Genomic DNA, 21,196 nt, shown 5'->3' on the forward strand with positions numbered 1-21,196 from the left:
GCCGTTAACGATCCGCGGTCGAACACGATGAGTAGAGCGTGACTGAGCCCCCGGCACGACCAACGGTCGACGTCGTCGTCCCCTGCTACAACTACGCGCGGTTCCTGCGTGCATGCGTGAAGAGCGTGCTCGACCAGCCCGGCGTGGACGTGCGGGTACTGATCATCGACGACACGTCGAGCGACGAGACGCCCGAGGTCATGGCCGAACTCGTGCGGGACCCGCGGGTAGAGGGCCGCAGGCACGAGGTCAACCAGGGCCACATCGCCACCTACAACGAGGGCCTGCTGGAGTGGGCCAAGGCCGACTACACCGTGCTGCTGTCCGCCGACGACCTCCTGGCGCCGGGTGCGCTGGCCCGTGCCGCCGAGGTGTTCGAGGCGAACCCGAACGTCGGCATGGTGTACGGACGTGTTGTTTATTACTCCGACCACGACGATCTGCCGTCCGTGATCACTCCCCCGGCCGGCACCGCGGTGTGGTCCGGGGTCGACTGGATCGAGGGGCGCTGCCGCACCGGGCAGAACGTGCTGTCCTCGCCCGAGGCCGTGGTGCGCACGTCGGTGCAGCAGCAGGTCGGCGGCTACCGGCCGGACCTGCCGCACGCGGGTGACCTGGAGATGTGGATGCGCATCGCCGCGGTGTCCGACATCGGGTACGTGCGCGGCAAGCCCGCGGCGTACTACCGGGTGCACCAGCAGAGCATGATGCGCACGCAGTTCTCCTCGCTGTTCGCCGACCTGGAGCAGCGGCAGGCGGTGTTCGAGCGGTTCTTCGCCGAGCACCCCGACCTGCCCGCGCGGCTGCGGTCGCTGGCCAACCGGTCGATCGCCAAGGACGCGTTGTGGCGGGCGGTGCGCGCCTACGACCGGGACAAGCTGGACGAGATCCCGGTGGACGAGCTGGAGGCGTTCGCCCGACGGGTGTACCCCGACGCGGCGCGACTGCCCGAGCACCGGGCGTTGCGACGGCGGCGGGCGCTGGGCCCGAGGGCGTGCAGCCGCACGCAGCTGTTCGTGGGCAGCCACCTGGCCAAGCGCGGCGCCGGCCTGGTGGGCAAGCAGGTCTGGAAGTGGCGCGGCCAGTGACCGCCGTGGAGCCGCCGGGGACCGAACCGGCGGGGACCGGGGCGACGCGCACCGGGCCAGCAGGAACCGAGCCGGCGCAAACCGAGCCGACGCAGGCCGAACCGACGCAAACCGGGACGACGCGGGCCGAACCGGCGGGGACCGAACCGGCGGGGACCGAGCGGCCGGAGCTGCGGCGCAAGGTCACCTCGGCGATCCGGTGGAGCGCGATCAACAGCCTGGTGCAGCGGTTCAGCCAGGTCGGCGTGGGCGTCCTGCTCGCCCGGCTCATCGCGCCCGAGCAGTTCGGCGTGTTCGCGGTCGCCCTGGTGGTGCTCAACATCGTCATGAGCATCAGCGAGATGGGCGTGAGCGTCGCCTTGGTGCGCACCGAACGGCCGGTCGAGGAGCTCGCGCCCACGGTGACCACGCTGTCGATCGCGTCCGGCGCCCTGTTGGCGCTGCTGTGCGTGCTCGGCGCGCCGTGGTTCGCCGAGGCGATGGGCACACCGCAGGCGACGGGCGTGATCCAGCTGATGTCGCTCTCGCTGGTGATCGCGGGCGCGTCGGCGGTGCCGGGGGCGTTGCTGCAACGCGAGTTCCGGCAGGACCACAAGTTCGTCGCGGACACGTCGGCGTTCGTCATCGGCACGGCCGTGGTGGTCGTGCTGGCGCTGATGGGCTTCGGCGCGTGGAGCCTGGCGTGGTCGCGGATCGCGACCAACCTGGTTGCCGCCGTGGTCATGTTCGCGTACACCAAGCAGCGCTACCGGCCGGGGTTCGACGCGGCCGAGGCGCGGGGGCTGCTGGCGTTCGGGCTGCCGCTGGCGGGCGCGAGCCTGCTGGTGTTCGGGGTGCTCAACGTCGACTACATCATCGTCGGCAGCGTCCTGGGCACGGTGCCGCTCGGCTTCTACCTGCTCGCGTTCAACCTGGCGAACTGGCCGGTCGGCGCGTTCTCGCAGCCGGTGCGCAGCGTCTCGCTGGCGGCGTTCTCGCAGGTCAGAGATGATCCGGAGCTGTTCGCCCGAACGTTCGCGCGCGCGTTGCGGCTGCTCGCGCTGGTGACCGTGCCCTCGTGCGTGCTGCTGGCGGCGTTGGCCGACCCGTTGGTGCGCACGGTCTACGGCGAGCGGTGGGCTCCGGCCGCGCAGGCGCTGGCGCTGCTGGTGCTGCTCGGCGCGCTGCGGGTGGCGTTGGAGCTGGGGTACGACTACCTGGCCAGCGCCGGGCGGTCACGGGCCATCCTGGTGATCCACCTGGTGTGGCTGGCCGCGCTCGTGCCGCTGCTGGCGCTGGGCGCGCACCTGGACGGCATCAGGGGTGTGGCGCTGGCGCAGAGCGTGGTCGTGCTGGTGGTGATCGTGCCCGCGTACCTGATCGCGTTCCGGCCCTACGGGCTGCGGGCGCGGGCGCTGGGTGCGGCCGTCGCACGGCCCGCGCTCGGCGGTGTGGTGATGGTCGTGGTGGCGTCGGGCGTGCAGTGGTGGCTCGACGGCGCCTTGGTGCGGCTGCTGGTCGGTGGCGCGTTGGCGTCGCTGGCGTACGCGGCCGTGGTGTTCCCCCTGCGCCACGAGGTGCTGGGACTGTTGCGGAGGAGTGGCGCGTGAGGGTCGTGCAGCAGTTGCGGCGGCGGGCGCACCAGGTGACGCGCATCGTGCGCGAACAGGGTGTGCGCCAGGTCGGCGCCCGTGCGCTCGGCCGGGCGGCACGGCGGTTCGGTGCGGACGCCGAGGTGTTCCCCGTGCGCCTGGAGGACGTGCGGGCGGCGGACATCGGCGCGCCGCGGCCGGTCGTCGTGCCGCCCGTGCCCGCCGACGGGAAGCTCACCGTCAACTGGGTCAGCACGCCGCCGTCACCGGGCTCGGGCGGGCACACCACCATGTTCCGGCTGATCGAGCACCTGGAGTCGCTCGGCCACACGTGCCGGCTGTACCTGTACGACGTGTACGGCAGCCGTGCGGCGGACCACGAGCCGGTGATCCGGTCGGCGTACCCCGGTTTCCGCGGGTCGGTGCACGACGTTGGGGACGGGATGGCCGACGCGCACGCGGTGTTCGCCACCGCGTGGATGACGGCGTACCCGGTGTTCAACGACCCCTGCGCGGGGAAGCGGTTCTACCTGGTGCAGGACTACGAGCCGTGGTTCTTCCCCGTCGGCGGGCTGTCGGCGCTGGCGGAGAACACCTACCGGATGGAGATGCACGGCTTCACCGCCGGCCGGTTCCTGGCCGAGAAGGTGCGGGCCGAGATGGGCATGGCGGCCGACTCCTTCGACTTCGGCTGCGACACCGACCGCTACCACCTGCGCGAGGGCGTGCGGCGGGACGGCGTGGTGTTCTACGCGCGCCGGCTGGCGCCCCGGCGGGCGATCGAGATCGGGTTGCTGGCGCTGGAGCTCTTCGCCGAACGGCACCCGGACATCGCGATCCACACGTACGGGGAGAAGATCGGCTCGCTGGGCCCCCGGCACGTCGACCACGGCCTGGTGACCCCCGACCGGCTCAACGACATCTACAACCGGTGCTACGCGGGCCTCACGCTGTCGATGACGAACGTCTCGCTGGTGCCGCACGAGATGTTGGCCGCCGGTTGCGTGCCGGTCGTCAACGACGCCGTGCACAACCGGGTCGTGCTGGACAACGACCACGTCCGGTACGCCCCGGCGACACCGCACGACCTGGCCCGCGCGCTGTCGGACGTGGTCACCCTGCCGGACTTCGACGCGGTGGCCAGGGCCGCGTCCGCCGGCGTGTCCGGCCGGTCGTGGGACGCGGCCGGGCACGAGCTGGAGAAGGTGCTCAGGCGGGAGCTCTCGGCCTGACCGGCCGGGGTCTCGACAGGCGTCGCTGCGCCGGCCGTTCGACGAGCCGGTGCAGCAGCCACGCCAGCCCCACCGAGGCGCCGAGCAGGGCGACCGAGAGCCCGATCGCCCCGGCCAGGTCCACCTCGTGCGGGCCGAGCCTGGCCTCGACGACCCGGATGACCACCTGGTGCACCAGGTAGAAGGCGAACGAGATCTCGCCGAGGAACACCGCCGTGCGGCCGCGCCACGGCGACCGCGTGCCGGTGATGTCGGCAACCGCGACGGCCGGGATGAGCAGCGCCAGCGGGACCACCGTGCCGGCGACGTAGCCGAACGTGCCCGGCAGGTAGCCGGAGGCGACGTAGCCGATCACCGCCAGCACCCCCGCCTGCCACAGGCGCAGCCGCACCCACAGGCCCGCGCGCACGATCCGCGCCAGCACCATGCCCAGCACGAACTCCAGCGCCCGGGTCACCGGGAAGACGTAGACGAACCAGTACTCCAGCGCACCCGGCAGCGGCAGGGCGACCACCGGGACGAGGATGACGGCGGCCATGAGGCCGATCGCGCACGCCCACAGTCGCCGTCCCGGCACCCGGTCCACCAGCGCCAGCAGCCACGAGAACGCCGCGTAGAAGGCCGCCTCGCACGACAGCGACCACGACGGCGTGTTCACGCCGAAGTAGATCGACTGCACCGGCACCCAGGCCTGGAGCAGGAACAGCCCCACCACGCCCGCGACCACGGACACACCGCCCGTCACCGCCAGACCGGCGAACGCGACGACCCAGACCACCACGTGGTTGGGCAGGATCCTGGCCGCCCTCCGCCTGCGGGCGACGCCCGCGGGGACGCCTTCGCGCGCGGACCAGGTGAGCACGAACCCGGACAGCAGGAAGAAGAAGCCGACACCGGTCGCCCCCTGCCCGAACAGCGCCTCCAGCACGCCCTCCGCCCCGGTGCCGTCGAACATCCCGCCCGCGTGCAGGTGGAAGCCGAAGACCACGAACGCGGCCGGGAAGCGCAGGCCGGTGAGGGACGGCAACCGGACCGGGGGCGGCGGGGTCGAGGTCGGCGGTGAGGTCGAGATCGGCGGCGGGGATGGAGTCGGCGATGGGGATGCGGTCGGCGGTGGGGACGGGGTCGGCGCGCTGGTCATCGGAGCGGAGCCGTGTCCGTCGAGCCGTGGTCGACGTGCCCGCATCCCCTGTCAGGTAATACGATTCTTGCGGAGAGGTATTCACTTCTGGCCAGGAATAACAACTTCAGCCTCCGATGCACCGCGTTCCCGTTGTGACACAAGGAGATCGCGGTGTCGCGGAGCGGTGTTAGCCGAAGATCGGGCGGCGTCGGCCGAAGATCAGATCGGGGACGGCGAGGAGGCGTCGGAGATCAGGAGCACCGCGTCGGCAGAGCCGTCGGCGGGCACCACGTGGATCGAGGCGAGCTTGGCGTCCTTCGGCACGGCGGCGAACGCGAGCCGGTCGTCGTCCAGCCAGGTGGCCTGGTCGTCCACCCCTGCGGTGCCGGGCAACCTGCGCTCCTCACCGGTCTTCAGGTCGAGCACGGCCAGCTCCCACGGGCCGAGCCGGCCGATGCGCTTCTTGTAGGCGACCTTCGTGCCGTCCGGCGACAGGGACGGGCACTCCGCGTCACGCCGCAACGACTCCAGGCGACGGTCCACCAGGTCGCCCTTGACCAGATAGGTGTAGCCGGCCGAGGCCAGGGTCGCGTAGAACGTGCGGTCGTCCGCGGCCACGGTCAGGCCCCAGTAGTTGACGTCCTGCGCGGTGTGCGGTCGACCGTCGACCACCGCCGTGAAGCCCTCCAGGGACTCCACCGCCTCGCCGGTGCGCAGGTCGAGGAACCCCGTGCGGGTGGAGAACCCGCCGGGCACCGCGTACGAGTCGCCGGTCACGAACGACGTCCACGTGACCACCTGCCCCGAGGCCGACACCTTCGCCCGGCTCGGCACGCCCGGCAGCGGCACGGTCCGCGTCACGGCGCCGTCCCGCGACACCTCGGCGGCGAACGTCGGGCCGGGTCCGGCCAGCGTCAGGCACACCGTCGTGCCGCCGTCCCGGTACACCCGCCGGCACGTCAACGGGGTCGCGCCGCGGGCGGTGGGATCGGCCAGGCGCACCTGCTCGACCCGCCCGCGCCCGTCGGCCAGGGCCACGAACATCAGGTCGCCGTCGACCGAGGCCACCGGCACAGGTGAGGCGTCGCGCACGACCGACGTCACATACGCCACCGCGCCGCCGACGACCAGTACGATGGCCGCGACGGCGAACACCACGCGCCGGTAGCCCAAGTCCATCACCACCTGTAACGACTAGGCGCGAGTCGGCCGATTTCAGAGTAACAACACCCTGCGCGCACGCACGCAGGGTAAACGTGGATCGGGGAGCGGATGGACTTCTGGGGCGCCGTGCGAACGCTGCGCAGGCGGTGGTACATCGCCCTGCCCGCGGCGATCACTGCTGTCGCCGTGGCCGTCGGCGTGTTCCTGTCCATCCCGACGCGCTACCAGTCCTCCGGGGTCATGGTGTTCACGTCGCCGTCGGCCGGCGGCTCGTTCTCGGAGAACATCTCGCCCGAGGACGCGGTGCGGGTAAACCCGCTGCTGTCGTTCGACGGCAGCCTGACAACCACCGCGCAGATCATCTCGCAGATCCTGGCCGACCCGAAGACCCGCAAGGAGTCGCTCGGGCTCGACAAGGACGCGACGGAGAACTTCACCGCGGCCGGTGGCGGCATGGGTGGCCCGTTCCTGTTCGTGACCGCGGACGGCAGCACCCCGGAGGCGGCCGAGCGGCTGGTCACCACGGTGATGGAGTTCGCCGCCAAGGAGCTGGACAAGCAACAGGTCGCGCTGAAGGCGCCGGAGTCGACGTTCATCACCTCGCAGGTGATCGTGAACCCGACGACGGCGGAGGCGCAGATCGGCGGCAAGGTCCGGTACGCGGGCGCGGCGTTCGTGCTGCTGATGTTGTTGACGACGGTGGCCACGTTCGGCGGCGACAGCGTCCTGAACCACCTGCGCCGCCGCCGTGAGTCGCGTGAGGGCAAGGACGGGGACGCCGCGCCGGAGGACGCCGCCGTGACGCCTCCGCCGACCGCTCAGGCCGCGTCGGCCGGTCCGGTCGGTCCTGCCGCTCCGGGCTCTCAGGGCTCTCAGGGCTCTCAGAACGCGAACCCGCCCGTGCCGCCGCCGCTCAACGGCGCGTCCCGCCGACCCCCGGGCCCGCCGGTCCGCCGTCCGCAGCCGACGGCCAGCGAGCAGACGGTGAAGATCGCCGCGCCTGGTCCGCGCAACGTCGGCAAACCGGGCGCGCCCGCGTGGCCGACCAGCGAAGACAAACCCTGACCGTGGCCGAGCGGTTCCTGCCGGAGCAACCCGTGCGGCGGCGGGCGGACGGCGCCACGCTGGTGAGCCTGTTCCTGCTGGCGCTGCTGATCATCCCGGCCCGGCTGGTGCTGTCGTTCGTGCCGATGACGCTGCCGCCCGCGCTGGTGGTGGCGTTGCTGCTGGGCGTGCTGTGGGTGTCCGGGCAGATGGTCGACGACGTCGGCATGGGCAAGGGGCGCAACCTCGTGCGCACGGCCTTGGCGCTGTACCTGGCGTCGCAGCTGGCGACCTACGGCGTGGCGACCCGGCGGTGGCTGCCCACCGACGAGCTGACCGTGGCCGACAGCAGCATCATCCGGATCACGTCGATGATCGCGGTCGCGGTGTTCGTGTGCGACGCCGTGCGCACGAAGGAGCGGCTGGACCGGGTGCTCAAGCTGCTGCTGGGCTCCGCGGCGGTGATCGCGTTCGTCGGGCTGGTGCAGTTCGGGCTGGGCGTCGACCTGGCGTCGTACGTGTCGCTGCCGGGGCTGCGCGTGCAGGACAACGGGTACTCGGCGATGGAGGCGCGGTCGATCTTCCGCCGGCCGACGGGCACCACGAACCACCCGATCGAGTTCGGCCTGGTGTGCGCCATGGCCGTGCCGCTGGGCGTGCACTACGTGTTCAAGGCTCGGGACGACGGCACGCCGCACGTGCGCTGGTTCGTGTGCCTGGCGCTGGTCGGGCTCGGCGCGCTGCTGTCGTTGTCGCGGACGGCGCTGCTGTGCATGGCGGTGGGCGCGGTGATCATGATCATCACGTTGCCGCGGCCGCGCAAGATCGCCACGGCGGTGGTGGGCGGTGGGTCGTTCCTCGGCGCGAGCGTGGTGGTGCCGGGGCTGTTCGGGACGTTGCGCGGGATGTTCTCCAACATCGAGGACGACCCGAGCGTGAAGGCCCGTACGGCGGACTACGAGGCGGCGTGGGAGCAGATCGACCTGAACCCGTTGCTGGGGCGGGGTTTCGGCACGTACCTGCCGACGAAGTACACGATCCTGGACAACCAGTTCCTGCTGACGTTGATCGAGAACGGCTACCTGGGGCTGTTCGCGTTGATCGGGATGTTCCTGGCGGCGGCGTTCGCGGCGATCCGGGTGCGGATGATCAGCAAGGACGAGCAGTTGCGGAGCCTGGCGAGCGCGCTGGTGGCGGCCGTGGTGTCGGGTGGGATCGCGTCGGTCACGTTCGACCTGCTGGGGTTCGGCGTGGCGACCGGGCTGGTGTTCACCATGATCGGTGCGTCGGGGGCGTTGCTGCGGGTGGCCAAGGAGGAGCGCCGGCGTGCGGCTGCGGAACCGGCGACCCGGGAGGCGTGAAACCGCAGGTCGCCCGTTCTGAGCGTTGAACTCGGGGGTCCTGAACGTAGGACTCGCGCGTTCTGAACGTAGGACACGCGCGACGCGAACGTAGGACACGCGCGGTCTGAACGTAGGACACGCGCGAGTGGGGGTGGGACACGCGCGCGGGGGTGGGTTGGGCTCTCGGCGTCGGGGACGCCGAGAGGTGGGTGGGAGGTGGGGGTGGGGTTAGGGGGTTGGGGTCAGGCCCTTGTCGGTTTCGGTGTAGGCGCTGTGGCAGTCGGGGCAGATGAGGCCCGCGTCCAGGCGTTGGCCGCACGTGCAGACCCAGCCCTTGTGGGTGGCCGGGTTGCCGGCGATGAACGCGTGCGCCGGGACGTTCTTGGTGATCACCGAGCCGGCGGCTGCGAAGGCGTGCTCGCCGATCTCGACACCGCAGACCACGACCGTGCCCGCACCCAGGGTCGCACCGCGGCGGACGAGGGTGGACAGCAGGGCGTCGCCGGTGCGCTTGATCGCGGCACGGGGCCGGAGGTCGTTGGTGAACAGCACGTTCGGGCCGAGGAACACCTCGTCCTCGCACACCACGCCGTCGAACACGAGGGTGCCGTTCTTCACCGTCACCCGGTCACCCAGCACCGCCCGGCTCTCCACGAACGCGCCGTCGCAGATGTTGCAGTCCCGGCCGACCCGCGCGCCCGGCAGCACGTGCGCGAACGCCCACACACGTGTGCCGGAGCCCACGTCGGTGCTCTCGCACAGGCCGTTCGGGTGGACGTAGACGCTCATCGCACGGCCTCCGCCAGAGCCGCCACCACGCGTTCCTGCTGCACGGCGGTGATCTCCGGGAACAGCGGCAGCGACAGGATCTCCCCCGCCGCCGCCTCGCTGACCGGGAAGTCGCCCGGGACGTGGCCGAGGTGCGCGTACGCGCCCGTCAGGTGCACCGGGGTCGGGTAGTGGATGCCCGCGCCGATCCCCGCCTCGTGCAACGACGCCAGCACGCGGTCGCGCGACGCCACCCGCACGACGTACAGGTGCCACACCGGCACGTTGCCCTCCAGCACCACCGGCGGCGTCACGCCCGGCACGTCGGCCAGCAGCGACGAGTAGCGGTCCGCCGCCGCCCGGCGCAGCTCGTTCCACCGCTCCAGCCGCCGCAGCTTCGCCGACAGCACCACGGCCTGCAACGTGTCCAGCCGGCTGTTGAAGCCGATCACCGAGTGCTCGTACTTGCGCGGCGATCCGTGCTCCCGCAGCAACCGCACCGCCGAGGCGAACTCCGCGGACGTGGTGAGCACCGCACCGCCGTCGCCGTACGCGCCGAGGTTCTTGCCCGGGTAGAAGCTGGTCGCGGCGATGTCGCCGAGCCCGCCGACGGCCACCCCGTGCCGTCGCGCGCCCTGGGCCTGCGCCGCGTCCTCGACGATCGGCACGCCGAGCGACCGCAGCTCCTCGACCGGCGCGGCCTGCCCGTACAGGTGCACCGGCAGCAACGCCTTGGTGCGCGGCGTGACGACCTCCGCGACCTGCGACACGTCGATCAGCCCGGTCCCGGCCACGCAGTCCACCAGCACCGGCGTCGCGCCGGTCCGCGCCACGGCACCCGCCGTGGCGATGAAGGTGTTGGCGGGCAGCACGCACTCGTCGCCCGGCCCGATGTCCAGGGCGCGCAACGCCAACTCGATGGCGTCGGTGCCGTTGCCGACCGCGACGCAGTGCGGCACCTCCTGGTACGCGGCGAACTCGGCCTCGAACTCGGCGACCTGCCGCCCGCCGACGAAGGCGGTGTTCTTGAGCACCTCGGCCCAGCCGTCGGCGACCTCGTCGGCCACCTGCTCGTGCTGGGCACGCAGGTCCACCAGCGGGATGTCGATCACGAACCGTTCCCCTCTCGCAGTCGCCGGGCGGGGTTGCCCGCCCAGACCTCACCCGCGGGGACGTCGACGAGCACCACCGAACCCATGCCCACCACCGCGCCCGCCCCGATCGACACGCCTTCCCGGACCGCACTGCCCTGCCCGAGGTACGCGCCCTCCCCCACCCGCACCGACCCGCCCAGCGACGCCCGGCCGGCGAACGTGACACCGTCGCCGACCTCGTCGTCGTGGGTGATCAGCACGTGCGGCATGGCCACGACGTGCGCCCCCAGGCGCAACGGCGTCGTCACCACCGCACCGGCCAGCAGGACCGTGCCCGGCCCCACCACCGCGCCGACGGCCACCGAGGCCGCCGGGTGCACCACGGTCGCCCACCGGTCCTCCGGCAGGTCGAGCCTGGCCACCAGGCCGAGCCGGCCGCGCGGTCGGTGCGCGTTGGCCACGCACACCACGACCGCCGCGTCCGTCGAGTGCACCAGCTCCGTCCCGCCCAGCACGGGCAGGCCGTCGAGGTCCGCACCGTGCCGCGAGGGGTCGTCGTCCAGCGCGCCCACCGGTCGCCACAGCCCGGGGGTGAGGCGGACGGCCGCGAGGACTTCGCGGGCCAGTCCGCCCCCACCCACCAGCAGCAGTGGCCTGGGTCCGTTCATCCGGGTCCGTTCATTTGGACAGCCTCGCTCATCCGGTGGTGAACACGACGTCGACCCAGTAGTTGCTGCCCGCGTAGGACGACTCCGGGAACCCGGGACCGGACCGGTAGACGCCGTTGCGGGTGCCGTCGGCGGTGGCCGGGGCGCTCAGCGGCGGACTGGTCACGGCGTTGCCCATGAAGTACCCGGTGTCCACGGAGTACCGGCCGTTGGGCGCGTGGTAGGACGCCACGTAGCTCGTCCCGGCGCTCACGGTCACCGGCGAGGCGAAGGTCAGCGTCTGCCAGCCGGTGGCCGTCTCGCCGGTGAACGTGCCGGTGGCCAGCGCATTGCCCGCCGCGTCCCACAACGTGCCGGTGTGCGTGCCGGTGTTGCCCGCGCCCTTGTAGAACCTGACCCCGGTGACGGAGCCGTTCACCGACGGCACGAACCGGACGCCGAGCTCGTAGGAGCCGGTGTCGTCGGCCGACGTCACCGTGGGCACGGTCGCCGAGCTGAACAGCGAGCACGGGCAGTCCCCGTCGGTGGTCGTGGTGAACGACCACGTCGTGGGCGCGGCCATCGCGTTGCCGTAGACGTCCGCGATGCGAAGGCTCGCGGTGTAGGTCATGCCACCGCCCAGCGGCGCCGCCGGCGTCCACGTGACCTGCTGCTGGTTGGCCGACAGCGACAACGTGCCCGCGATCTTCGCGCCGCCGGAGTCGGCGAGCGCGAACTGGGCCGTGCCGAGGTCGACCGGCTCGTCGAACGACGCGGTCAGCGGCGAGGTGCGGGACACCTCACCGGCGCCGTCGAGCGGCGTGCGCCCGTTGACGACCGGCGGGGTGTTGTCCTCGTTGGGCAGGTAGACGACGTCGACCCAGTAGTTGCCGCCCGCGTAGGAGTTCGTCGGGAAGCCCGCGCCGCCGCGGTAGACGCCGTTGCCGCCGTCCAGGCCCGACGGCGCGGTCAGCGGCCCGCTGGTCACCGAGTAGCCGTTGAAGTACCCCTCGTCGACCGAGTAGTGACCGGTGGTCGTGGTGTAGGACGCGGTGTAGGTCTGGCCCGCGGCCACGAACACGGGTGCGGCGAAGGTCAGGGTCTGCCAGCCGGCCGTGGTCTCGCCGGTGAACGTGCCGGTCGCCAACTGCTGGCCGCTCGGCGACCACAGCGTGCCGGTGTGCGTGCCGGTGTTGCCCGCGCCCTTGTAGAACTTGACGCCGGTGATCCGGCCGCCCGCGGTCGGGGTGAACCGGACGCCCAGCTCGTAGGCGCCGCTGTCGGGGGCCGAGGTGACCGTGGGCACGGTCGCCGCGCTGAACAGCGAGCACGGGCAGATCACGTCCGCGCTGGTGGTGAACGACCACGTCACCGGGTTCGGCATCGGGTTGCCGTTGACGTCGGCGATCAGCACGCTCGCGGTGTAGCGGGTGTTCGGCGCGAGCTTGCCCGACGGCGTCCAGGTGACGGTCCGCTGGTCGCCGGACAGCGACACCGAACCGGTCAACTGCGTGCCACGCGGGTCGGTCAGCCAGATCTGCGCGCTGGCCGGGTCGACCGGCTCGCTGAACGTCGCGGTCACCGGGCTGGTGGCGACGACGTTCGTCGCGTCGACGGCCGGTGCGCGGTTGGTCAGCGTCGGCGGGGTGGTGTCGCCGTTGAGCCCGTTGCGGAAGACGACGTCGACCCAGTAGTTCGTCGCGTTGTAGGACGAGGTGGGTGCGAAGCCGCCGGTGCCGTAGCGGTACACGCCGTTCGTCCCGTCGACGCCGTCGGCGAGCGCCCGCAGGCCCGCGTAGCTCGCGCCCTGGCCGGAGAAGTACCCGCTGGTGACCGGGTAACGGCCGTTGGGCGCGTGGTAGGACACGATGTAGGTGGTGTTCGCCTGCACGACCACCGGCGAGGCGAAGGTCAGCTTCTGCCAGCCGCTGGAGGTCTCGTTGGTGAACGTGCCGGTGGCCAGGAGCAGGCCGGTGGACGACCACAGCGAGCCGGTGTGCGTGCCGGTGTTCCCGGTGCCCTTGAAGAACCGGACGCCCAGCACCTCGCCCTTGCCGTTGAAGCGGACCTTGGTGCCGACCTCGATCGGCGTGGCGTCGTTCGCCGCGTACACCGCGGGCCGGGCGAAGTCGTCCCAGATCGTGCACGGGCAGGTGGCGGGCCGGGTGGCGCCGGTGGTGAACGACCACGCCGACTGCGAGGTCTGGTTGCCCGCCGCGTCCAACACGCGCAACGTGGCCGTGTACCCGGTGTTCTGGGTGAGCGCCTGGCTGGGGGTGAAGGTGACGGTCTTGTTCTCGCTCGACAGCGCCGACGAGCCGGACACCGCGCCGTTCGGGCCGGTCACGGTGAACTGGGCGGAGCCGGGGGCGACGGCCTCGTCGTAGGTGGCGGAGACGACCGGGGTGAGCGCGACGGTGCCCTCGCCGTTGACCGGCGTGGTCGACACGAGCAGCGGCGCGCGCTGGTCCGGGCCGGGGTCCGGCGCCCACACCACGTCCACCCAGTAGTTGCTGCCCCAGTGGGACTGGGTCGGGAAGCCCGGCCCGCCGAACCGGAACAGGCCGTTCGTGCCGTCCTCGCCGTTCTTCAGGCCGGTGAGCGGTTCGAGGTAGCGGGGCTGCTGGAAGAAGTACTCCAGGTCGTAGGAGTAGTGCCCGTTGGGCGCGAAGTACGACACGACGTACGTGGTGCCGGCGGACACCTGCACGGGCTGGGCGAAGACCAGCGTCTGCCAGCCGCCCGCGGTCTCGTTGGTGAACGTGCCGGTGGCCATCGGGTTGCCAGACTTGTCCCACAACGTGCCGGTGTGCGTGCCCGTGTTGCCGGGCCCCTTGTAGAACCGCACGCCGCGCACGTAGCCGTCGCCGTTCGCACGCCACTTGACGCCCAGCTCCAGCGGCGAGGCGTCACCGCTGTCGGGCACGTCCGGGGTGTTCGCGTTGGTCCACAGGCCGCACGGGCAGGTGCGCGGGTTGACCCCCGGCGTGGCCACGACCGGGGTGGACAGGTTCGCCGAGTCGTCCACGGCGCGCACGCGCAGGCTCGCCGGACCCGACTTGGACGGGGTGTAGGTGTAGCTCCACGCCGTCTGACCGGCCTGCCACACCGCCGGGTGCCAGCGGGTGCCGCCGTCGGTGGACACCTCGATCCCGCCGACCTGGCCGCCGACGTCGGCCACCGTCCCGGAGAACGTGTACGCGGCGCCCACGCTCGACAGCGGCGGCACGCTGGTGAACGCGACCGTCGGCGCCTGGGTGTCGGTGCTCTTGGTCGCCTGCGTCAGACCGGCCTGCAACGTGGTCGCCTGCACGCCCATGTCGGCCAGGAAGTTGACCGTGGCCTGCTTCATCCGCAGGTCGGAGGTCGGCGTGTTGGTCATGAACGCGTGCTCGTCGTCCACGCCCCACGCCCACTGCACCGTGCCCGCGCCGAACACCAGCGACCCGCTCGGGTGCTTGTAGTAGGTGATGGCGTGGGTCTTGGTGTCGGGGGTGTAGAGGTCGCCGTGGTTCTGCAGCACGTACGGGCCGTCGGGCATGGTCACCGTGGTCCGGGACAGCTGTGCCACGCCGGGCGGCTGGAAGCCGTTGTCCTCCACCGAGTTCCACTCGTAACCGAGCGTGCCCGGCTGGAAGGTGTAGGTGGTGTTGACGGCCAGGTCCTTCAACGACGTGTGCCGCCACAGCCGCATCTTGCCGTAGGCGGCGGGGACCTGGAGCGAGTCCTCGCGCCGGCCGTTGACCGTGAAGATGTTGCCCAGCAGCGCGTTCTCCGGCCTGCCGCCGTCCTGGTCGGCGTAGCGCGGGTCGCGCCAGGTGCCGGTCCAGTCGCTCAGGCCGTCGTTCTGGGTGCCCTTGGTCTCCTTGTAGCAGGCGATGGTGCGCCAGTCGGTGCGGGAGGAGTCGATGCTCTTCTCCCACCGGTGCTTCCAGAAGATCTCGTTGCCGGTGAGGAACGCCATGTGCACGCCCGCGTCCCGGGCGGCCTCCACGTTGGCGCGCTGCTCCTCGGACCAGTACTCGTCGTGGCCGACGGCCATGAACACCTGGTGGTTCTTGATCAGGTGGCCGCGGCGGGCCGAGTCGGCGTCGGTGGTGTAGCTGACGTCGTACCCGTTGGCCTCCATGAAGCGCAGCATCGGGTACTCGGCGTTGAAGATGAAGTTGTCGTCGCCGTCACCACCGGTGTACGGGCGGTTGTAGCTGACCTTGTAGGCCTGGCCGCCCTGGCCGGGGCCGTCGCCGAAGTAGAGGCTGTTGCCGCCGTAGCGGTTGTAGGCCACCCAGGTCGAGTCGGAGGTCTGGAACAGGACCTTCGAGGTGCTCGCGTCGTCGCGGACGACGAACACGATCTCGTTCTCGGCGCCGTTGTCGTTGCGGTGCGTGCGCGCGTAGTACAGGCCAGACACGGCGGTGGGCGGCACGTTCCAGCCCAGCGAGACCGCCCAGTTGCCGCAGTCGATCAACGCGCTGCCGTCGGTGCCGCGCAGGCACGGCGGCTGGTTCTGCGAGGAGTTGCGGGTGATCCGCTCCTGGAACCGCGCGCCGACGCCGCCGTAGTAGCCGAGCCGGTAGATGTCGATGTAGTAGGACGACGCGCTGGTGAGCATCTTGAAGTCGACCCGGCCGCCGGGGGTGGCGCTGATGTCGGTGGTGTAGCCGAGGATCCCGTCGTCCCGGTACGACACCTGCCAGTCCGGCGTGCCCGCCTTGGTGTTCTCGCACGCCACCTTGTTGACCACGGGTGCGTCGCACGGGGCGGCGGTGGCCTCCGGCGCGCGCAGCAGACCCACGACCGCGATCGTCGACGCCACCAGAGCGGCCACGACCGTCAGGCGCAGCAGTAGTACCGCGAGAGCGGGTCGGGGCCGCTTCCGGTCGGCGGTCATGGGTTCACCTTTCGAACACAAGCGGTCGTGACGGGTGGTGATCGCGCGTGCACTACGTCGACCAGCGGAGCCCTGTTGCTCCGATCGTCGCTGGAACCGAGCTTCGCGTTACACCACAACGGAAGGATCCGTACCGCCGAACGCCGGCTGTGCCCGGTGCTGTTTCGTGCGCTCCCGCTAGTGCGTGGGGATCGAGAGGCGCAGCGCCGCCTTGAGCTCCTCGACCACGGTGTCCTGGTCGGCGGCCGTGAGGTCGTGGTAGAGCGGGAGGATCAACGACCGCTCGGTGAACGCCTCGGTCACCGGGAGGTCGACGTGCGGGTGTCCGGCGTAGGCCGGTTCCAGGTGCGCGGCCATGATTCCCCGTCGCGCCGACACGCCCCGCTCGGCCAGCCGGGCCAGGACGTCGTTGCGCGACACGGCGGTGTCGTCCGGCAGCATGACCCAGAACGACTGGTAGTTCGTCGTGCCGTGCTCCGGGTCCCGCACCGCCCGCAACCCCGGGACGTCGGCGAGCGACTCCCGGTAACGGGCCGCCAGCTCGCGCCGGCGCTGCACGATCGCGTCCAGTTTGGACAGCTGGACCAGGCCGACGGCGGCCTGGATGTCGGTCATCCGGTAGTTGAACGCGGTCTCCAGGTAGCTCTCCACGACCGCGCCGCCACCGCTGTGCCGCTCGGCCGCGCTGACGCTCATGCCGTGCTCGCGCAGCCGCTTGGCCCGGCGCGCCCACTCGTCGCGGTTCGTGGTGAGCATCCCGCCCTCGCCCGTGGTGATGAGCTTGCGGGGGTGGAACGACCAGGCCGACATCTCGGCGTCCGCGCCGACCGGCACACCCCGGTAGGTCGACCCGGCGGCGCAGGCGGCGTCCTCCACCACGGTGACGCCGCGCGGCCCGCACAGGGCGCGGATCGGGTCGACGTCGGCGGGCACACCGGCCTGGTGCACCAGGATCACCGCGCGGGTGCGCCCGGTGAGCACCGCTTCGACGGTGGCCGCGGACAGGTTGCCGGTCTCCGGCTCCACGTCGGCGAACACCGGCGTGGCGCCGCAGTAGCGGACCGCGTTGGCCGTGGCGATGAACGACAACGACGGCACCACGACCTCGTCACCCGGCCCCACGTCGAGCAGGTGCAGCGCGACGTGCAGGGCGGTCGTGCACGACGACATGGCCACCGCGTGCACCGCGGCGACGCGGCGGGCGAAGGCGTCCTCGAACGCGGCGACCTTCGGCCCCTGCGCGACCCAGCCGGACAGCACGGCGGCGGACGCGGCCTCGGCCTCCTCCGCGCCGAGCCACGGCTTCATCACGGGGATCACCGCGACACCCCGGTCCCGGCGGCCATGGCGGCCTGCCACCACGACACGAGGCCGCGCAGGCCGTCCACCAGCTCGATGTCGGGCTTCCAGCCGAGGTCGCGCGCGGCGGCGGAGATGTCGGCCAGCCGGCGCGTGACGCCGTTGACCGCGCGTTCCGGGCCGTGCTCCAGCGGCAGGTCGGAGTCCATCGCGGCGAGCAGGGCCAGTGCCAGGTCCTTGAGGCTGGTCTCCTGGGCGCTGGCGATGTTGTAGACGTCGTCGGTGACGGGCGACTTCGCGGCGAGGACGTTGGCCCGGGCGATGTCGTGCACGTGCACGAAGTCCATGGTCTGCGCGCCGTCGCCGAAGATCAGCGGCGGCTTGCCGTCGGCGATGCGCTCCATCCAGCGGATCAGCACCTCGGTGTACTTGCCGTGCGCGTCCATCCGCGGCCCGTAGACGTTGAAGTAGCGCAGCGCGACGTAGTCCAGCCCGTACATGGCGTGGAAGCTGCGCAGCATGCCCTCGTTGAACGCCTTGGCCGCGCCGTAGAACGTGTCGTTGTTGTACGGGTGGTGCCGCTCGGTGGTGGGGAACTGCTCGGCCAGGCCGTAGACCGACGCCGACGACGACGCGACCACCTTCTTCACACCCGCCGCCGCGGCGGCCTCGACCACCGTGAACGTGCCGTCGACCAGGCACTCCAGCGCGAGCCGCGGTTCCTCGGCGCACTGCGTGATCCGGATGGCGGCGAGGTGGAACACCAGGTCGGTGCCCCGGCTCAGCTCGGCCAGCAGCGCCCGGTCGTTGATGTCGCCCTCGACCACGGTGAGCCGGTCGCCCGCCACCGCGACGGCGTCGGCCAGGTTCTCCCGGCGGCCGCGGACGAAGTTGTCCAGCACGACCACCTCGGCGGCTCCGGCGGCGAGCAACTGGTCCACCACCGCGGAGCCGATGGTGCCCGCCCCTCCGGTGACGAGGGCCCGTTGGCCGGTGATCGGCTGAGCCGCGTCCGACATGGTGCTGGTTCCTTCCGTGCGGTCGTGCTGGTGGTTGGTCACGCGGTGGTGCGTCAACTGGTGGTAGGTCACGTGGTGGTGCGTCAACTGGTGGTGGCGAGCTGGACGAGGTCCGGCCGGTCGACCCGGGTGACGGTGACGAACGCACCGCCCGCGGCGAGGCTGGCGGAGGCGGCTTCCAGGGTGGCCAGCACCCGCAGGCCGGACCAGCCGTCGGTCAGCGGCGCGCGCTTCTCGGTGATGGCGGCGGCGAACTCGGCCATCATCCCGCGCAACGCCTCCTTCTCCGGCAGCGCCGGTGCGACGGTGTCGCCGCGCCGGTAGGAGATGATCGCCTGGCGGCGGTCCTCGTCGTCCTCGATGCGGTCCGCGCCCCGGTCGTGCACCGACAGGCGCTGCACGGCGTTGACGTCGTCCCACACGACCGTGCGGCGGGAGCCGCCGACGATCATGGTGCGGATCTTGGTCGGCGACAGCCAGTTCACGTGCACGTGGGCCAGCACGCCGTCGGACAGCTCCAGCGTCAGGTGGCCGACGCACGCGCGGCCCGCGCCGATCGGGTCGGAGCCGTGCGCGGCGACCCGCGTCACGTGCACGTCGTCGGGCAGGATCGCGTCGAAGATCGACAGGTCGTGCGGCGCGAGGTCCCAGAACACGTCCACGTCGGGCTGCACGAGACCGAGGTTGACCCGCACCGAGTCCAGGTACTGCACGGTGCCGATCTCGCCGTCGCGCACGAGGTGCCGCAGGTGCTGCACGGTCGGCGTGTAGACGAAGGTGTGGTCGAGCATCAGCGTGAGGCCGCGCCGGTCGGCCTCGCGGACCAGCTCCAGGCCGTCCGCGTAGTTCGCCGCCAGCGGCTTCTCCACCAGCACGTGCTTGCCCGCCCGCAACGCCGCCAGGGCGACCGGCAGGTGCGTGGCGGCCGGGGTGGCGATGGCGACCGCGTCGACCGCCGGGTCGGCGAGCACGTCGTCCAGCGAGCCGGACACCCGGACGGTGGAGTAGTCGCCCAGCACCCGCCGGGCCCGCTCCACGTCCAGGTCGCACAGGTAGCGCAGCTTCAGCCCCGGGGTGGCCTGGGCGTTGCGCACCAGGTTCGGCCCCCAGTAGCCGGCGCCGATCACGGCGATGCCGATCGGCTGGTCCATCTCGCTCCCCCAATTTCCGCCTCCGCTGGGAGGCGCGTGTCGGCTGGTCATCTCAGTAGGCGCCTTGGCCGCCGAAGACGGCGCGGAAGGTCTTCCACAAGATCAGTGCGTCGAGCGCGAGCGACCACTCCTCCACGTACCGGAGGTCGAGCCGCACGGACTCCTCCCACGACAGGTCGCTGCGCCCGGAGACCTGCCACAACCCCGTCAGGCCCGGCTTGACCAGCAACCGGCGCCGCATGGCGGGGCCGTACTTGGCGCTCTCCTCCGGCAGCGGCGGCCGCGGGCCGACCAGCGACATGGCACCGGCGAGGACGTTGAACAGCTGCGGCAGCTCGTCCAGCGAGTAGCGCCGCAGGAACCGGCCGACGGAGGTGACGCGGGGGTCGCGGCGCATCTTGAACAGCACGCCCGCGCCCTCGTTCACCGCTTGCAGCTTGGCGCGCAGCGCGTCGGCGTTGGTGACCATGGTGCGGAACTTCAGGATGGTGAACGGCGTGCCGTCCTTGCCCACCCGGCGCTGCCGGTAGAGCACCGGCCCCCTGGTGTCGACCATGATCGCCACCGCGACGGCCAGCAGCACCGGGCTCAGCAGCGCCACCAGCACCATCGAGCCGATCTTGTCCACGGCCGTCTTGACCACGCGGCGGAAGCCGTTGAACGACGGCTCGCTCACCCGCAGCAGCGGCATCCCCAACACGCCGGTGACGTGCAGCCGGGGTCCGGCGAAGTCCATCAGCGTGGGCGCGACGACCATCTCGGTGCCGGTGCCCTCCAGGTCCCAGGCCAGCTGCTGGAGCCTGCGCGGCGTCCAGTAGGCGTCGGCGGTGACCGCGACGATCCGGTAGCCGCCGCGGCGGACCTGCTCGGCGAGCTCGCCGAACCGGCCGACGACGGGCACGCCCTCCAGTTCGACGCCGATCTCGGCGCGACCGTCCACCGTGCAGACCGCGTCCACGCGCCAGCCCAGGTGCGGGGCGCGGCGGGTGCGGCTGATCAGGTCGGTGACGGTGTCGGTGTTGCCCGCGGCGAGCACCGGCAGCAGGCAGCGGCCCTCGCCGCGGGCGCGGTGCAGCGGGCGGCGCAGCAGGTAGCGGACCGGGAAGGCGACCAGCGCGACAGCCGGTCCGACCACGAAGACCCACAGGCGGGCGCCGGGCAGGTCGGCCGCCAGCGCGCCCAGGCCCAGCGCGACGACGGAGGCGAGCAGACCGCGGCCGAGGCGGCGGAACTCCTCCGCGCCCTGGCCGAGCACCACGGGGTTCCACACCCGGCTCAGGAACAGCGAGCCGACGATCACCGCGACCGTGACCGCTTCGAGCGCGATCAGGGGCAGCGGCCCGACCGAGGCGTGGCGGGAGGACAGCACGAGTCCCGCGAGCAGGACGACCACGACCGTGCAGAGGATGTCGGCGACGATCACGCCGTAGCGGTAGGCGGGTTCCCAGCTGCCGACGATGGGACTTGTGGTGCGGTTGGTGGTGGCGACCCCCGCGACCGGTCTGTGTCGTGTGGGCTGGACCTGCTCGCTCATCGTGGTACTCCCCGGTTGGTCCGGTTCGGACGTGCTCGTTCGCAGGACATCCCCGACGGACCCGCGCGGTGTACGGCAAATGTGGGCCGGCGATTTCTCGGGCGGCCAATCGGTGATTCGTCGCACCGACGGGATGCGTTACACACACAGTGAGCTTCGGCCGAGCGCCATTCCTCGGTGGGACACTCGGCGCGCACCCAGACGGGTCGCGGTGTGACTTCGGGTTAC

General features: G+C 71.7%; 15 protein-coding genes. 5 read left to right on the forward strand and 10 right to left on the reverse strand.

Going from position 1 to position 21,196, the window contains the following annotated elements:
- The first annotated feature begins 38 nt into the window (after positions 1-38).
- Genes AB0K14_RS08245 through AB0K14_RS08255 form a run of 3 tightly spaced genes read left to right on the forward strand, consistent with a single transcriptional unit; the run spans position 39 to position 3,891 of the window.
- Positions 39-1,088, forward strand: a complete 1,050-nt coding sequence (locus AB0K14_RS08245) for a glycosyltransferase (protein ID WP_360450794.1) — start codon at positions 39-41, stop codon at positions 1,086-1,088.
- Complete coding sequence (locus tag AB0K14_RS08250) at positions 1,073-2,677, forward strand: lipopolysaccharide biosynthesis protein (protein WP_360450797.1); 1,605 nt, start codon at positions 1,073-1,075, stop codon at positions 2,675-2,677. Before AB0K14_RS08245 ends, AB0K14_RS08250 begins: the two co-directional genes overlap by 16 nt.
- On the forward strand, positions 2,674-3,891 hold the full coding sequence (locus AB0K14_RS08255) for a glycosyltransferase family 1 protein (protein ID WP_360450799.1): 1,218 nt from the start codon (positions 2,674-2,676) through the stop codon (positions 3,889-3,891). Before AB0K14_RS08250 ends, AB0K14_RS08255 begins: the two co-directional genes overlap by 4 nt.
- Here AB0K14_RS08255 and AB0K14_RS08260 read toward each other — a convergent pair.
- Together AB0K14_RS08260 and AB0K14_RS08265 are read right to left on the reverse strand one after the other, a co-directional pair.
- Positions 3,869-4,918, reverse strand: coding sequence for an acyltransferase (locus AB0K14_RS08260; RefSeq protein WP_360450802.1), 1,050 nt, complete (start codon positions 4,916-4,918; stop codon positions 3,869-3,871). The genes AB0K14_RS08255 and AB0K14_RS08260 overlap by 23 nt on opposite strands.
- A 315-nt stretch (positions 4,919-5,233) precedes the next feature.
- The gene (locus AB0K14_RS08265) at positions 5,234-6,193 is read right to left on the reverse strand and encodes a hypothetical protein (RefSeq protein WP_360450804.1); all 960 of its coding nucleotides are present in this window, start codon (positions 6,191-6,193) and stop codon (positions 5,234-5,236) included.
- 93 nt (positions 6,194-6,286) lie between these two features.
- Between AB0K14_RS08265 and AB0K14_RS08270 the strand changes: the two genes are divergently transcribed.
- Together AB0K14_RS08270 and AB0K14_RS08275 are read left to right on the forward strand one after the other, a co-directional pair.
- Positions 6,287-7,243: a hypothetical protein gene (locus AB0K14_RS08270; RefSeq protein ID WP_360450807.1), complete on the forward strand. Its 957-nt coding sequence runs from the start codon at positions 6,287-6,289 to the stop codon at positions 7,241-7,243.
- A gap of 2 nt (positions 7,244-7,245) precedes the next feature.
- A complete protein-coding gene (locus AB0K14_RS08275; protein WP_360450809.1) occupies positions 7,246-8,583 on the forward strand; it encodes an O-antigen ligase family protein in 1,338 nt (445 codons plus the stop codon).
- Positions 8,584-8,793: 210 nt separating this feature from the next.
- On the opposite strand, the gene AB0K14_RS08280 is transcribed toward AB0K14_RS08275, so the two are convergent.
- The 8 genes from AB0K14_RS08280 to AB0K14_RS08315 form a co-directional block, all read right to left on the reverse strand.
- Positions 8,794-9,354: an acyltransferase gene (locus AB0K14_RS08280; protein ID WP_360450812.1), complete on the reverse strand. Its 561-nt coding sequence runs from the start codon at positions 9,352-9,354 to the stop codon at positions 8,794-8,796.
- A complete protein-coding gene (locus tag AB0K14_RS08285; RefSeq protein ID WP_360451329.1) occupies positions 9,351-10,442 on the reverse strand; it encodes a DegT/DnrJ/EryC1/StrS family aminotransferase in 1,092 nt (363 codons plus the stop codon). The genes AB0K14_RS08280 and AB0K14_RS08285 overlap by 4 nt, the downstream gene beginning before the upstream one ends.
- The gene (locus AB0K14_RS08290) at positions 10,442-11,095 is read right to left on the reverse strand and encodes a NeuD/PglB/VioB family sugar acetyltransferase (RefSeq protein WP_360450815.1); all 654 of its coding nucleotides are present in this window, start codon (positions 11,093-11,095) and stop codon (positions 10,442-10,444) included. Before AB0K14_RS08290 ends, AB0K14_RS08285 begins: the two co-directional genes overlap by 1 nt.
- 28 nt (positions 11,096-11,123) lie before the next feature.
- Complete coding sequence (locus AB0K14_RS08295; RefSeq protein WP_360450818.1) at positions 11,124-15,965, reverse strand: DUF4082 domain-containing protein; 4,842 nt, start codon at positions 15,963-15,965, stop codon at positions 11,124-11,126.
- A 177-nt stretch (positions 15,966-16,142) separates the two neighbouring features.
- Positions 16,143-17,285, reverse strand: a complete 1,143-nt coding sequence (locus tag AB0K14_RS08300) for a DegT/DnrJ/EryC1/StrS family aminotransferase (protein ID WP_360450821.1) — start codon at positions 17,283-17,285, stop codon at positions 16,143-16,145.
- Positions 17,282-18,283 carry an NAD-dependent epimerase/dehydratase family protein gene (locus tag AB0K14_RS08305; RefSeq protein WP_364337719.1) on the reverse strand — a complete coding sequence of 334 codons (1,002 nt, stop codon included), beginning with the start codon at positions 18,281-18,283 and terminating at the stop codon, positions 17,282-17,284. Before AB0K14_RS08305 ends, AB0K14_RS08300 begins: the two co-directional genes overlap by 4 nt.
- A gap of 83 nt (positions 18,284-18,366) precedes the next feature.
- Positions 18,367-19,434 (reverse strand): Gfo/Idh/MocA family oxidoreductase, encoded by a 1,068-nt coding sequence (locus tag AB0K14_RS08310; protein WP_360450826.1) that lies wholly within the window; start codon positions 19,432-19,434, stop codon positions 18,367-18,369.
- Positions 19,435-19,486: 52 nt separating this feature from the next.
- Positions 19,487-20,968: a sugar transferase gene (locus AB0K14_RS08315; RefSeq protein ID WP_360450829.1), complete on the reverse strand. Its 1,482-nt coding sequence runs from the start codon at positions 20,966-20,968 to the stop codon at positions 19,487-19,489.
- Positions 20,969-21,196: the final 228 nt, after the last annotated feature.

Origin of the sequence: Actinosynnema sp. NPDC050801 (assembly GCF_040673975.1) — a bacterium.
GTDB lineage: Bacteria > Actinomycetota > Actinomycetes > Mycobacteriales > Pseudonocardiaceae > Actinosynnema.

What these genes read in the sequence shown, in the direction of transcription:
- AB0K14_RS08265 (WP_360450804.1), bottom strand. Translation starts at nt 6,193, where the DNA reads ATGGACTTGGGCTACCGGCGCGTGGTGTTCGCCGTCGCGGCCATCGTA.
- AB0K14_RS08270 (WP_360450807.1), top strand. Translation starts at nt 6,287, where the DNA reads ATGGACTTCTGGGGCGCCGTGCGAACGCTGCGCAGGCGGTGGTACATC.
- AB0K14_RS08280 (WP_360450812.1), bottom strand. Translation starts at nt 9,354, where the DNA reads ATGAGCGTCTACGTCCACCCGAACGGCCTGTGCGAGAGCACCGACGTG.
- AB0K14_RS08290 (WP_360450815.1), bottom strand. Translation starts at nt 11,095, where the DNA reads ATGAACGGACCCAGGCCACTGCTGCTGGTGGGTGGGGGCGGACTGGCC.
- AB0K14_RS08295 (WP_360450818.1), bottom strand. Translation starts at nt 15,965, where the DNA reads ATGACCGCCGACCGGAAGCGGCCCCGACCCGCTCTCGCGGTACTACTG.
- AB0K14_RS08305 (WP_364337719.1), bottom strand. Translation starts at nt 18,283, where the DNA reads ATGTCGGACGCGGCTCAGCCGATCACCGGCCAACGGGCCCTCGTCACC.
- AB0K14_RS08310 (WP_360450826.1), bottom strand. Translation starts at nt 19,434, where the DNA reads ATGGACCAGCCGATCGGCATCGCCGTGATCGGCGCCGGCTACTGGGGG.
- AB0K14_RS08315 (WP_360450829.1), bottom strand. Translation starts at nt 20,968, where the DNA reads ATGAGCGAGCAGGTCCAGCCCACACGACACAGACCGGTCGCGGGGGTC.